The sequence below is a fragment of the Quatrionicoccus australiensis genome (genome assembly GCF_020510525.1).
GTDB lineage: Bacteria > Pseudomonadota > Gammaproteobacteria > Burkholderiales > Rhodocyclaceae > Azonexus > Azonexus australiensis_B.
Window position 1 is genome coordinate 1,673,982 of record NZ_CP075188.1, and the last position, 13,529, is coordinate 1,687,510.

The 13,529-nt window shown below is 64.2% G+C and carries 11 protein-coding genes; 7 read left to right on the forward strand and 4 right to left on the reverse strand.

Annotation, left to right across the window (positions count from 1 at the left end; all coding sequences use genetic code 11):
• Nucleotide 1 precedes the first annotated feature (1 nt).
• The 5 genes from KI612_RS07925 (at nucleotide 2) to KI612_RS07945 (ending at nucleotide 7,619) form a co-directional block, all read left to right on the forward strand.
• Nucleotides 2-739 carry an ABC transporter ATP-binding protein gene (locus KI612_RS07925; RefSeq protein ID WP_226443271.1) on the forward strand — a complete coding sequence of 246 codons (738 nt, stop codon included), beginning with the start codon at nucleotides 2-4 and terminating at the stop codon, nucleotides 737-739.
• On the forward strand, nucleotides 736-1,497 hold the full coding sequence (locus KI612_RS07930) for an ABC transporter permease (protein WP_226443272.1): 762 nt from the start codon (nucleotides 736-738) through the stop codon (nucleotides 1,495-1,497). Before KI612_RS07925 ends, KI612_RS07930 begins: the two co-directional genes overlap by 4 nt.
• 17 nt (nucleotides 1,498-1,514) lie before the next feature.
• Nucleotides 1,515-3,410: a TonB-dependent receptor gene (locus KI612_RS07935; RefSeq protein ID WP_226443273.1), complete on the forward strand. Its 1,896-nt coding sequence runs from the start codon at nucleotides 1,515-1,517 to the stop codon at nucleotides 3,408-3,410.
• Nucleotides 3,411-3,427: 17 nt separating this feature from the next.
• Complete coding sequence (locus tag KI612_RS07940) at nucleotides 3,428-4,777, forward strand: virginiamycin B lyase family protein (protein ID WP_226443274.1); 1,350 nt, start codon at nucleotides 3,428-3,430, stop codon at nucleotides 4,775-4,777.
• A gap of 184 nt (nucleotides 4,778-4,961) precedes the next feature.
• Nucleotides 4,962-7,619 (forward strand): cation-translocating P-type ATPase, encoded by a 2,658-nt coding sequence (locus tag KI612_RS07945; RefSeq protein WP_226443275.1) that lies wholly within the window; start codon nucleotides 4,962-4,964, stop codon nucleotides 7,617-7,619.
• A 12-nt stretch (nucleotides 7,620-7,631) separates the two neighbouring features.
• Here the strand turns inward: KI612_RS07945 and KI612_RS07950 are convergent, their stop codons facing one another.
• The 4 genes from KI612_RS07950 to KI612_RS07965 form a co-directional block, all read right to left on the reverse strand.
• Nucleotides 7,632-9,488, reverse strand: coding sequence for a YecA family protein (locus KI612_RS07950; protein WP_226443276.1), 1,857 nt, complete (start codon nucleotides 9,486-9,488; stop codon nucleotides 7,632-7,634).
• Nucleotides 9,489-9,564: 76 nt separating this feature from the next.
• The gene (locus tag KI612_RS07955) at nucleotides 9,565-10,227 is read right to left on the reverse strand and encodes a DUF4276 family protein (RefSeq protein WP_226443277.1); all 663 of its coding nucleotides are present in this window, start codon (nucleotides 10,225-10,227) and stop codon (nucleotides 9,565-9,567) included.
• Nucleotides 10,227-11,303, reverse strand: a complete 1,077-nt coding sequence (locus tag KI612_RS07960) for an AAA family ATPase (RefSeq protein WP_226443278.1) — start codon at nucleotides 11,301-11,303, stop codon at nucleotides 10,227-10,229. Before KI612_RS07960 ends, KI612_RS07955 begins: the two co-directional genes overlap by 1 nt.
• A gap of 114 nt (nucleotides 11,304-11,417) precedes the next feature.
• Complete coding sequence (locus KI612_RS07965; protein WP_226443279.1) at nucleotides 11,418-12,344, reverse strand: LysR family transcriptional regulator; 927 nt, start codon at nucleotides 12,342-12,344, stop codon at nucleotides 11,418-11,420.
• An 87-nt stretch (nucleotides 12,345-12,431) separates the two neighbouring features.
• Between KI612_RS07965 and KI612_RS07970 the strand changes: the two genes are divergently transcribed.
• Nucleotides 12,432-12,872, forward strand: a complete 441-nt coding sequence (locus tag KI612_RS07970) for a tautomerase family protein (RefSeq protein WP_226443280.1) — start codon at nucleotides 12,432-12,434, stop codon at nucleotides 12,870-12,872.
• Entirely contained in the window at nucleotides 12,869-13,492 is a 624-nt protein-coding gene (locus tag KI612_RS07975) for a cysteine hydrolase family protein (protein ID WP_226443281.1), read from the forward strand. Before KI612_RS07970 ends, KI612_RS07975 begins: the two co-directional genes overlap by 4 nt.
• Nucleotides 13,493-13,529: the final 37 nt, after the last annotated feature.

Below are 13,529 nucleotides of genomic sequence, written 5' to 3' on the forward strand. Positions count from 1 at the left end.
AATGTCACCCGCTATCGTTGTCGACAATCTGGGGGTCGTCTATCCCAATGGGCAGCGCGCGCTCGACGGTTTGTCGTTGCAAGTGCAATCGGGCGAAGTGTTTGGTTTGCTTGGCGCCAACGGCGCCGGCAAGACCACGCTTATCAAGGTACTGGCCAGCCTGATGCGGCCGAGCAGGGGGACGGTGCGCGTGCTGGGGCTGGATCCTGGCGAGCAGCCGGAAACGATCAAACGTCAGTTGGGCGTGGTACCCCAGGAGAACAACCTCGACGTGGATCTGGATGTGCGCGCCAACCTGGTTTTTCACTGCCGTTATTTCGGCCTGCGCCGGGCCGATATCACGACGCGGGTCGCTCATTGGCTGGCGCAACTCGGCCTCACCGACAAGGCTGCTGCGGAAATCATGCACCTCTCGGGCGGTACCAAGCGCAAGGTGATGCTGGCCAAGGCATTTCTCACCTCGCCCCGGCTGCTGGTCCTGGATGAGCCGACCAGCGGTCTCGACCCGGAAATCCGGGCGAGCATCTGGCGGCATATCCGCGACTTTCGCGACGGCGGGGGCACGGTTTTCCTGTCCACCCATCACATGGAAGAGGCCGAGCGCCTGTGCGACCGGGTGGCGTTGCTGCGCCAGGGCAGAATTGTCGCCTGCGATACGCCGACGGCGTTGGTGACCGGGCTGGGTGGTGGCCTGGAAGCCTTGTTTGAGGAAGCGGCAAGCACGGAGGATGGGCGATGAATTTTGTCTGGGCCATGCTGGCCCGCAATTTCGCCGTCGAGTGCCGCTCGTTGCGGGTCAGCTTCACGCGCATGGTGCTGCAACCGGCGATCTATCTCTTCGTATTCGGCTATGTCGTGGGGCGCATGCTGCCGGCAGGAAATTCCGGCAACTATGCAGCGGTAATGGCACCGGGGGTGGTGGCGATTTCGCTGATGAGCGCGCCGTATCTGGTGGTCGGCAGTTCCATCCTGTCCGGCTTTTACTTCCGGACCATGGAAGCCTGGCTGCTCTCGCCGGTTGGCGTGCGCGCCCTGTTGCTGGCCCTGCTCGCCAGCGGCACGCTCTACGGCATGGCCAGCGCCGCCGTGGTGGTCGGCCTGATCTGGATCATCCTCGGCATCGTCCCGGAAAACTGGCTGCTGATCGCCTATTTCTGCTTTTTCGGCTCGCTGCTATTTTCGTTGCTGGCGGTGGTGGTGTTGCTGGCACCGGCCACGCCAAAACAGGGGCAGGACATTTTTTCCCTGCTGATGATGCCGATGACTTTTTTCGGCTGTACCTTCTACTCCTTCGCCATGCTGATTCCGCCTTTCGACAGCGTGGCGCTGCTCTTGCCGACCACCTATCTCAGCGAGGGGCTGCGGGCGGCCTATGCGACCGGTGGTGGCAGTCTGCCGACCCACTGGGTGGTGGCGGGACTGGCGGCGACCACCCTGCTTCTCGTGCCGCTGGCCGACTGGGTGGTGGCGCGCCGCCTGCGGAATTTCACCTGGTGATGCGGCGGGGCTGGTGCTTGGTCTTCCTGCTGGCGAGCTTGCCGGCGAGTGTGCTGGCGCAGGGCGAAAACACGGCCGAAACCGACGTCTCGGTTATCACCGCCGCCGACATCGCCCGCGAAAAGCCGGCCAGTCTGCTGGAGATGCTGAAGCGGCGGGTCGGGCTGGACGAGAACAACAGCGTCATCAGCATGCGCGGGGTGCGCGGGATTGCCGTGGTGGTCGATGGCTTCGTTTCTTCGGTCAGCGAGTTGTCGGCCTTGCGCCCGGAGCAGGTGGAGCGCATCGAAGTGTTGCGCGGGGCGGCGTCGGCGCGTTTCGGGGCTGAGGCGATGGGCGGGGCGATTGCGGTGACGACGCGGCGTGCCGGTGGTCGGCAGAATCCTGCGGTCAACCTGACGCAGGGGCTGGATTCTCGTGGCGGCAGCTATACCCGAGTGGGTGGCAGCGGCGAGCGCGCCGAACTGGCCTGGGCCTTGCTGGCGGAAAGCCGCGAGGACAAGGGCTTCCGCACCGTGCCGCGCTCGCCTTTTCCCTACCAGATCACGGTGGCCGACGAGCATGGCCGCGCTACTTCCGTCGACGGCAAGCTGGCCTGGAATGGCAGCGACTTTGCCAGTTCGTTGAACCTCAAGCACTCGGACAACCATTCGTTTTTCGGACGCCCGAACTGGGCCTTCGACTGGCAAACCGATACCGTGCGCAGTCAGTTTGCCTGGAAAATGAACGAACGCTGGTCGCTGGAGGCCGCGCTGGGCGAAGACCGCAATGCCACGGCCGGCGTGCGGGATCGCGGTACTGGCATCGACGCCGCCGGTCTGGCGGCGGAGCAATGGCTAATCCAGGATACCCGCCAGCGCGAAGCCTCGGCGGCGCTGGCCTGGCAGGACGGTGGCTGGCAGGGACGGCTGGGCGGCAGCCTGATCGAACTGTCGGAACAATTCAGCGCCAGCGATTACGCCAGCCGCGCCCTGCGCACGCAGGCCGAGTCGCTGATCCGCAAGCAGGCGCTGTTTGCTGCCGGCGAAATGCCGTTGGGCGCCGGTCGTCTGGAACTGGGCCTGCGCCGTGACTGGCAACGCTATGTGTCGTCGCGCGTGCTCGATGCCGGCCCGCTCTGGCAGGAAACGCGCGGCGGTGGGGTGGTCAAGGCGGCGACCAGCCCGAAGATCGCGCTGTCCTGGCCGCTGGGCCAGACCCTTCGCCTGCGCGGCAGCCTGGGCAGCGGTTTCTCGCCGCCGCAGGCGACGCAGCTGTACAACGGTTTTGTCAGCGCCGGCTCGGTGACGCTGGCCAACCCGGCCCTGAAGCCGGAGCGCTCGACCACCGCCGACCTCGCCCTGCTCGGCAACGTGGCGGGCGGCAACGGCGGCATCACCCTGTTCGCGACGCGCTGGCAGGACAAGATTGCCGTGCGCATCCTCGATTACGGTTCGCCGGTGGTGCAGCAGACGCAAAACGTCGGTGAGGTGTTGGCGCACGGACTGGAAACGCACTGGTCGCAGCCCTTGTTCGAGCGCTGGCAACTCGACGCCAATTACACCTACACCCGGACCCGCATCGTCCGCGATCAATCTGCGCCGCAACTGGTCGGCAACGCCCTGCCGGACATGCCCCGGCACAAGGCAAATTTTGTCCTCAATTACGCGTCGACCGCAGGATTTTCCGCCCGCGCCAAATGGCGCCTGGTCGGCAGCGCCTACACCGACGAAGCCAATACCGTGGCCGATAGCCAGGGCTATCGCTGGAAAAAGGCGGCCTACGACGTGCTCGACCTGGCGGCAAGCTGGCGGGCCAAGGGCTGGGAAGCGACGCTGGCGCTGGACAACGTCTTCGACCGCGACTACGTCAGCGGGTTTTTCTGGCATGGCGAACCGCGCACCCTGCGCGGCGAATTCATTTTGCATTTTTGATTGGCAAGGAGTGCTGCGTGCGCAAACAAGCGATTTTCCCCGTTCTCTTCGGCCTGGCCGTACTGCTGGCGACGCCGGCCCAGGCTTGCCGGCCTTTCGGCTCCTACCAGCTGGTGGAAGACAAAACCGGCGGCATCTGGTTCACCGAGGGCGACAACAACGCCGTGTCGCGGCTGGCGCCGGACGGCAGCGTCAAGGCCTATCAACTGCCGACCAAGAACGCCGAACCCAGCGCCCTGGCGCTGGATCGCCGCGGCAACATCTGGTTCGTCGAGATGGAGGGCGGCAAGATCGGCCGTCTGGCGCCTGATGGGCGCATCCAGGAATTTCCCACGCGTGACGGCCATCCCGGCATGGTCGCCGTCGACCGCCGGGGCGAAGCGTGGTTCACGCAGATGTCCGGGCACGAGAATGACAGCGACGAACACGCCGGTCACGGCAGCGCGATGCTCGCCAAGGTCGGCCGCATCGACCGCCAGGGCACGATGCACGATTCCCCCTTGCGCGATGGCTGGCCGACCTCGCTGGCCTTCGATCATCAGGATCGCGCCTGGGTGACCATCCTGGTGCCAGGGCGCAACGGTGCCCAGCCCAAAGGCCAACTGGCGACGCTTTCCCGCGACGGTCAATGGACCACCGTGGCGGCGTGGGAAAACAGTTGCCCGAGCAACCTGACGCCGGTCGCCGGCGGCCTCGCCTTCTCCGACCACTGCCGCTTCGTACTCGGCCGGATTGCGGCCGATGGCAGCGTCAGCGAACAGAAGCTGCCCGACGCCACCTACATCCAGCAAATGTCGGCGGCGCCGGACGGCGTGCTGTGGTTCTCCGGCGACCAGCGCGGTCGCCTCGGGCGCATCGCCCCGGATGGCGCTGTCGCTTACCTGCCCGAACGGCCCGCCAGCGACGATCAGGTGATGGCCGTCAAGGTGCTGCGCAACGGTGACGTGGTGTTTTCCGAGTTCTACAACTACAACATCAACCGCCGGAAAACGAGTGGCGAGTACATCGAGCACCTGGTGAATATCGAAGAACGCCAGGGTAGTCGCGAAGTGCGCGACGGTGAAGTCTGCTACGTGCAGTTCGCCGCGCGTATCGCCGGCAAGGCGGAGATGGACAAGAAACGCGCCGAGGAAGTCCGCAGCGGCCAGTTCAAACCCGACGGTGCCGGCACGGAAAAACTGGTCGAACAGAAGTGCCTGGCCTGCCACGACGCCCGCCGCCTCCTGCTGTCGCGGCGCAGCGACTGGACGCCGAGCCTGACCCGTATGCACAGCTATCGCCAGCTACGCGGTGTCGCCCCGCTGACACCAGAGGAAACGACGCGGCTGGTGCGCTATTTCAACGCGTATTACGGACTCGGGCATTAGGCGGCACTGTGTCGGAATGCCGGCGGGGAGGTTGGTTGCAGCAAGTGCGTTGCAGCCGTGGATGGAAGCGATGTGCTTCTGCTGCTGCAGAGAAAACAAGTCGATACATGGCCAAAAATCCGCTGGACGGACGCTCCAGCGCTTGTTATTAGTATTCCTTTGGGATGACAGAGTCAGGTTGACCATGGAACATACCGGCATGCAGATCGCCCGCCTGGCGCCGGCCGAAGCGCTGGCGGCGCTCGATAGCAGCACTGCGGGACTGAGTAGCAGTGAAGCGCTGCGCCGCCTCGGCGAGTTCGGCGCCAACCGGGTTGCCGCCGCGGCGCGCCAGCCGGCCTGGCTGAGTCTGCTTGGCGAGTTCATCCATTTCTTCGCGTTGATCCTGTGGCTGGCCGCCGGGCTGGCTTTCACCGCCGCCTGGATGCAGCCGGGCGAAGGCATGTTCGAGCTTGGCCTGGCCATCGTCGGCGTGATCCTGATCAACGGCGGCTTTTCCTTCTGGCAGAGCTATCGCGCCGAGCAGGCGCTGGCCGCGCTGGAAAAGCTGCTGCCGCAGCAGGTCAAGGTACGGCGCGACGGGCGCGAGCAGGACATTGCCGCCGACCAACTGGTGCCTGGCGACATTTTACTGCTCGCCGAAGGCGCCAAGGTGCCCGCCGATTGTCGGCTGATCGAAAGCTGGAGCCTGCGTGTCAATCTCGCGACGCTGACCGGCGAAACCTATCCCAAGGTGCGCAGCGAAGCGGCCGAACCGGCCGGTGCCGTCGATCCGCTGGCCGCGCACTGCCTGCTGCTGGCCGGCACGCTGGTTGTTTCCGGCGAGGGCAGCGCCGTGGTGTACGCCACCGGCATGCGCACCGAGTTCGGCCATATCGCGCACCTGACGCAAAGCACGGGCGACACCGAATCGCCGCTGCAGGCCGAGATCCGCCGTGTCTCCCGCCTGCTGGCGCTGCTCGCGCTCGGCCTCGGTGTCGTCTTCTTTGCGCTCGGTCAGGCGATCGGCCTCAATTTCTGGGTCAATCTGATGTTCGCCATCGGCATCATCGTCGCCAATGTGCCGGAGGGCCTGCTGCCGACGGTGACCCTGTCGCTCGCGCTGGCGACGCAGCGCATGGCGAAGCGCAATGCGCTGGTCCGCCATCTGCCGGCGGTCGAGACCATGGGCTGCGCGACGGTGATCCTGACCGACAAGACCGGCACCCTGACGCAGAACCGCATGGCGGTGCGCGAGTGGTTTGCCGGCGGCCGTCACCATCTCGCCGCCGAACACTGGCCGGCAGCGCGCGAACCGCATCTGCGCGCCGTCGCCCGTTTTTGCCATAGCCTCAAGTTTACCGACGGCCAGCCGAGCGGCGATCCGATGGAAGTCGCGCTCTGGCAGTTTGCCGGCGAGTTGCCGATGGACTGGACTTTCGCCGGCGAGATCGCCTTCGACGCCGAGCGGCGCCGGATGTCGGTCTATAGCCGTGCCGCCGACGGCAGCGGCGTGCTGCTCTGCAAGGGCGCGCCGGAGAACGTGCTGCCGCTATGCACGACCTGGCTGGCCGGCAATACCTCGCGCCCCTTCGATGCCGAAGCGCGCGAAGCCTACCGCGTTGCGCACGAAGACCTGGCCAGCCGCGGCTTGCGCGTGCTCGCCTGTGCCTGGAAACCGCTGGCGGTCGACGCCGCTGCAGACGAAGAAAACCTCGCGCTGTGCGGCCTGATCGCGCTCGAAGACCCGCTCCGGCCCGACGTGCGCGAAGCGGTCGGGCGCTGCCACACGGCCGGGCTGCGCGTCATCATGGTCACCGGCGACCACCCGACGACCGGCCTGGCGCTCGGCCGCGAGGCCGACCTGATTCGCGGCGCAACCCCGCGCGTGCTGACCGGCGACGAAGTACGCCGGATGAGTGCTGCCGAATTGCAGATCGCGCTCGATGCGCCGGAAGTCCTCTTCGCCCGCGTCAGCGCCGAGCAGAAGATGCTGATCGTGCAGGCCCTGCAGGCCAAGGGCGAGATCGTCGCGGTCACCGGCGATGGCGTGAACGATGCCCCGGCCCTGCGCCTGGCCGACATCGGCATCGCCATGGGGCTTTCGGGCACCGACGTGGCGCGCGAGGCGGCCGACATCGTGCTGCTCGACGACCACTTCGGCACCATCGTCAATGCCATCGAGGAGGGGCGGGCGGTCTATGAAAACATCCGCAAGTTCATCACCTACATCCTCACCTCGAACATCCCGGAGCTGGTTCCCTACCTCGCCTTCGTGCTTTTCCGCATCCCGCTGCCGCTGACCGTGATCCAGATCCTCGCCGTCGATCTCGGCACCGACATGCTGCCGGCCATCGCGCTCGGCGCCGAAAAGCCGTCGCCCGACATCATGCAGCGCCCGCCGCGACCGCGCGGCGAACGCCTGCTCTCGGGCGGCCTGCTCGCCCGCGCCTACCTCTTCCTCGGCCCGCTCGAAGCGCTTGGCGCACTCGCCACCTTCTTCTTCGTGCTGCACGGCTTCGGCTGGCAATATGGCGAAACGCTGGCAATCGGCGATCCGCGCTACCTGCAGGCGACTGCCGCCTGCCTGATGGCCATCGTGCTGGCGCAGATGGTCAATGTCTTCGTCTGCCGCCACCCGCGCCTGCCGGCCTGGCATTTCCCGCTCTTCGAAAACCGCTGGCTGCTCGCCGGCCTGGCCAGCGAAGTGATGCTGATGGCGGTGATTCTCTACACGCCCTGGGGCAACAGCCTGTTCGGCACGGCGCCCTTGCCGCTGGCGGTGTTCCTCTACGCCTTGCCGTTTGCGCTCTTCCTCGGGCTGGCCGAAGAGGCGCGCAAGTGGGGCGTGCAGCGGCGTTGAGCGCCGCGCTATTCAGAACAGAGGTTCCTGCTTGTCGTCGATGGCTGGCCGCGCTTTGGCTACAGGTTTGGTCGGCAGCTTGATGCTGGCTCCCCACTGTAGCGCCCCCGTCGAACGCCACAGTTCGAGATGGTTTTGGCGGTACGCGTAGGCTTCTTCGTCGCCACCCACGGTGATATAGCCAGGGTTTTTCGTCGCGGGTCTTTTCGGGTTCGCAGCGTGCAGCATTTTCCATACTTTGGGATAGCGGGCGGCGGTGGCTTGCAGTGCTGTCTCCGCCTCTGCGCGCCGGCCGGCGGCGAAGAAGGCGAGGATGCGGCCGTATTCCGTGGAAGCGAAATCATTCGGATAACGGGCAGCGATGCTGATTGCCTCATCGGCCAGACCGGCGGTCACCAAGGTGTGGATCAGAATTTCCCGCAATCCGGTGTTGTCGGTGGGGTTGGCGATATTGACGCTCCAGCGCATTAGATCGAGCGTTTCCGCCGGGTGTGCCTCGGTAAATTCTTCAACGTAATAGCTGACCAGCGTCAGCAACGGCCGGTTGTCGAGAAAGCCCCAGGGCAGTTCATGCTTCTGCACCTTGAGGCGGCCGAGTACGACCCGCCGCAGGGCTTCACCTCGCTCCAGCACTTGTCGGCGAAGGGCATCGCCGCTGCCGGGCAGGTTCTCCGGCAGGGCGTCGATCATTTCCGAGACGTCGCGCAGAATCCGGAAGGACTGGCCGGCCAGTGGCTCTTCGCCGAGAAAGAGGAGGGCGCTGTCCATGTCGCCATCCTCAACGAGATCGATCCAGTCGAGTTCGAGTTCGGCGATGTCTTTTTTCGCTGTCAGTTCGTCACCGCCACTCAGTCGGTAGTGGCTGGCCGGTTCCGGCCAGCGTCTGATTGCTTCGGCCAGCATCGCTTGTGGGCCCCGGCCGAGCGGTAGGGTACGCAACAGGCTGGCATCGCTGCCATCGGCCAGATCGTGCAGCAGTTCGATCAGGTCGCTGTGATCGTAGTCGGGGTCGCGGCTGAGGCGCGCCGCCCAGAATTTTGCGCGGGCCTGTGCCTCGGTGCGGCGGCCTTCCGACATCAACACCAGCACTTCCAGGTGCGACAGCGCCGGATCGTTCGGCGTCAGCCGTTGCGCCTCGCGAAAGGCTGACCAGGCTTCTGTGTAATCGCCGCGGTCGCTGTGTACGGTTGTCTGACGCTGCCAGCCGGTTGAAGCCAGCGCCTTGTCCGGTGCGGCTTTCAGCGCATCGATGAATTTCTGTTTCTTGCGCGGCGCATTGGTTTCCAGGTAGGCGTTGAGCAGCGTATCCGCCGCCAGTTCGGCCCGACCATCGAGCTGCTCGATATGGACAAACAGCTTTTCGAGCAGCGTCACGGCCTTTTTCTCATGCCCCTCGTCGATCCAGCTACTGGCGACCAGGGCCAGTGATTCGGGATGCAGTTCGAGCAGCGGCAGCTCGGCCAGTTTCTTCGCCGGCATCAGCCCCAGTACCTCGGCTAGCATCAATTCTTCGGAAATGCCCAGTGCTGGGGTGTCGACCGCCGCACAGCACTGTTTGAACTTTTTGCCCGAACCGCACAGGCAGGGCGCATTGCGCTCCGGTTTGGCCTGTTTTTTCGGGCGGAAACGGTTTTCCGGGAGCGGCGTCGCATTCCAGATTTCCAGCGCGACCAGGGTTGCGATACCGCGCAACATTTCCGGCGACTGCTGTTGTTTCGGCATGCCGCCGGCGGTCAGCAAGCGGGGCAGCATGCCTTCCATGCGCAGTCGAAATTCGGCGAAGGAGATGCCTTCGAGGATTTGCCGGGCGGAAGAGTGGCAGATGATGTCCAGGGTTTCCTGCCAGTCGAGTTGGTCCAGTACGCTCATGTCGTTTTATCGATCAGTGAGTTGAAAGAATCGGGGGTTGGTCCGGCAGCATCAGTTTTTTCTGGATGTCCGGTAGTTAAAGACTTTCCATGCATCGGACCCAGGCGTCAAAGCGCGGACAGGAGGCCCGGATGACAGGCAATCCGATTTTCTGGGCAATCAACACCCCGTAATGGGGCTTGGCGTTGGCGTAGTTGGGCCAATGTCTGATCAGCCGTTTTGAGGGGGCTGTTTGCGGGGAGTTGTTGAGCGCTTCAGGATTGGGAAAATCAGTAAGTTCAGCCTGCCATTTGGCGATGGTTTTAGTCGGCACATCGGCGTAAGCAAAGGCGCTCAGATCACTGAATAGCAGCGCTTCATATTCATGCAGTTGCAGGTAGGGGATCAGGTTGGCTTGGCCGATATCAGCCAGCATGTTGGCCTCAAGCATTGCCACTTGAGGCTGTGCCGGCTGATTCGCGTTCCAGTTGGCGATACCGGGAAAGTCGGTGGGTAAACCATAAACGTCGAACAGTGTCGTCACGCGAGCTGTGGGGTCTTGTTGGCACCATTGCCGAACTTGATGTCTGAGCTTGCCGTAACTGGCAATGCCTCCTTTATGGCCTTTGCTGGTCTGGATGATGCGCGGCTTCATCCAGACTTGAAAGTTGGCGAGGTGCGGAGCAAGCAGCGTGCGCACGAAAGACTCTTCGGTCTGTCCCTCGACGAGGATGTTTATTCTCGTTTGATTGCCAGCCATTAGCTGGGTCTTCCGCCAAACATGTTCTGCTTCCACATCTCGCCTAGCGAGTATTCATCCAGCCAGACCGAGAGTTTGGCCGGGTCGAGGCGGTTGAATGTCGATTGGTCGTTTTCGCGGTCTACAACGATGATCTGCTCGGGCGAAAACTGATTGAGCAATTCGACGGACTGTGTGGAGACAATCAGCTGATGCTTGACTGAGGCCTGGTGCATCAGCGAAGCCAGCAATTCGATGGCATAGGGATGCAGGCCCAGTTCCGGCTCATCGAACAGAATGGTGGCCGGCATCAGCTCGTCCGGTTGCAGCAGGACGGTGGCCAGGCAGATGAAGCGCAGGCTGCCATCCGACAGATGGTGGCCGAGAAAGGGGAAGTCGCTGCCAAGCTCGTTCCATTCCAGCTGGATCGAATTGGGATCGAGCGGGTTGGGGCGTAACTGGAAATCCGAGAAAAACGGCGCGACCAGTCGAATGGTATCGACGATACGGCGATAGTGCTCAGGGAACTGTTCGCGCAAACGGTAAAGATAAGCCGCCAGATTGGCGCCATCCGGGCGCAGCCAGCCGTTGTCATTGACTGCGCCAGCCTGTTTCATGGGCGCCGAGTCGCTGGTGTCGTGGAAGTGGTAAACGATCCAGCTTTTGACGGAAGGTACAACGAAGTTTGCGATATTGCGCTGGATTCCGCTGCCCGATTTTGTTTCGGGGTGTCCCGCGCCCAGCGAAAAATCGCCGCCCATATTCCAGTAAAAGGCTTCGCGGGCGAAGATCATTGTATTGGCCTGGGTAGGTTCCAACACGAGCTTATAGCCATTGTTGCCGAAGTACATTTCGGCGGACATCTGCGGCGTGCGCTTGCGACCGTAATGCAGCAGCGCATCAGGACCGCCACTTTTTGCGACATGGTAGCTCAGCTCGCCTGCCATCAGACGCGCCAGCAGGCGGAAGAAGCTGATGAAATTGCTCTTGCCTGCGCCATTGGCTCCGATCAGCACATTCAGTCTGTCCAGCGATAGATTTTCCAGTTCGCGGATCGACTTGTAGCCACGAATGCTGATTTTTTCGATTGAATTCATGGCCGGTGGTTTAACGGAAATGTTTGCCTATTCATAGGCTAGCGATTTTACGGTGCACCCTGAATTTAGTGGGAGTTTCCTTTGGTGTGTGGATTTCAAACCAACTCGATTAATTCAAGTGGGTAAGGTCGGCGTCTCGCGCAGCCGTTCGGCCAGGAAGTCGATGAACACGCGCGTCTTGGGCGGCAAGTGGGTTTGCGGCAGCCACAGGGCGTAGGCGGTCTGGCCGAAGGGGCCGACCGGCGACCAGTCGGGCAGCAGCGGTACGAGGCGGCCGTCGGCGATCTCGCGGTCCACGGCGTAGTTCCAGACCAGGCCGATGCCCAGGCCGGCCAGCAGCAGGTCGCGCACGACTTCGCTGTTATTGACCACGACATTGCTCGTCACGCGCACGCGCGCCTCTTCGCCGGCGCGCTGGAAGCGCCATTCGCTGCCCAGCTCGCGCAGGCCGTAATGCAGACAGTTGTGGTCAGCGAGGTCGGCCGGCGTCTCGATTTTGCGGCTTTTCAGGTAGTCGACCGCTGCACATAGCCGATAGCGCACTGGCATCAGCGCCTTGGCGACGACCTGCTCGGGTGGCGTGCGGGTCAGGCGCAGGGCGACGTCGTAACCTTCCTCGACGAGATCGACGAAGCGGTCGAGCAGGGTCAGTTGCAGTTCGATCTCCGGGTAACGGGCGAGAAATTCCGGGATCAGCGGCGCCAGGCAGAGCTTGCCGAAAGTCACCGAGGCGGTAACGCGCAGGATGCCGCGCGGCGCCTCGATCAGGCCGGCGGCGAGGCGGGCGCTCTCGTCGAGCAGCGCAACGCCCTGCGCGGCGCGCTCGTAAAGCACGCGGCCGGCCTCGGTCAGCGACATGGCGCGCGTCGTGCGCTGCAGGAGGCGCAGCCCGAGCTGCTTTTCCAGGCGATTGATGCGCTTGCTGACCGCCGACTTGGTCAGCCCCATGGCGCGCGCCGCGGATGAAAAGCCCTGCGTATCGACGACGCGCACGAAAACGGCGAGGTCGGAGAGATGGTCGAGCGGATTGATTGTTTCCATGAAGCAACAAACTGTTATGCGGTTGATGGATTGTAGCCACAAAGCCCGGCTGCAATGATGGCGGCGTGCATTCACCAGGAGAAAACCATGCCCTTGATCCAGATCGTCCTCAGCGGCCCGGCCGCCGCGCCGGCCACCATCCAGGCCCTGCAGCAGGAAACCACCGAACTGATGGCGCGCATCCTGCGCAAGGAAGCGGCGCTGACCGTGGTCAGCGTGACGCAGGCCCCGGCCGGCAGTCATGCCGTCGGCGGCGCCGCGCTCGCAGCTGCCGCCAGCCTGCAGGCGCTGATTACCGCCGGCAGCAACAGCGACACCGAAAAGGCGGATTTCATTTTTGCCGCGCAAGCGATGTTGACCGCCGTGCGCGCCGCCTGTCCGTGGGCCGCCGCCTTTGCCGCCTCGCCGGCACCGCTCTACTTCGCCTTGCACGAACTGCCGGCGACGAGTTGGGGTTACGACGGCCGGACGCAGGCGGCGCGCAAGGTTGAGCGCGAAGCAGCCCGGCAAGCCGGCGGTGCCGCATGAGCGCCCGGACCCTGCGCCAGATCGTCGGCCTCGCGCCCGGCCTGACGGCCGGCGCCACGCTGCCGGCGGCGAAAACCGCCCTCGTGCTGATCGACTACCAGCACGAATACCGCAGCGGCCCGCTCGCCTTGCCAGACGAGGCGAGCGTCACCCCCATCGCCTGCCGCCTGCGCGCCTGGGCCGACCAGTCCGGCATTACGGTGATCCACGTCCTGCACCGGGTACCGGCCGGCTCCCTGTTGTTCGGCGCAGGCTCGCCCGGCGCCGAACCGCTCGCCGGGCTGGTGCCGGCAACTGGCGAAACGGTGATTTACAAGCAGCTGCCCTCGGCCCTCACCGGCACCGGTCTGGCCGAGGCCTTGCAGGCACGCGGAATCGAAAACCTGTTGCTCGCTGGCTACATGACCCACAACTGCGTAGACTCGACGGCGCGCGAGGCCTTCCATCGCGGCTACAAGGTCGGCGTTGTCGCCGATGCCAGCGCGACGCGCGACCTGCCCGGGCCGGGCGGCGCGATGATCGCGGCGGCGCAGGTACACGCCGGCGTGCTGGCCGCCTTGGGCGACCGCATCGCCGAGATCGTCGATCTGGCAACGCTGCAGGCCTGGCAGGTGATTTGAGGCGTGGCGGGCGGTTGACCGCTGAAAAAGGGCAAAA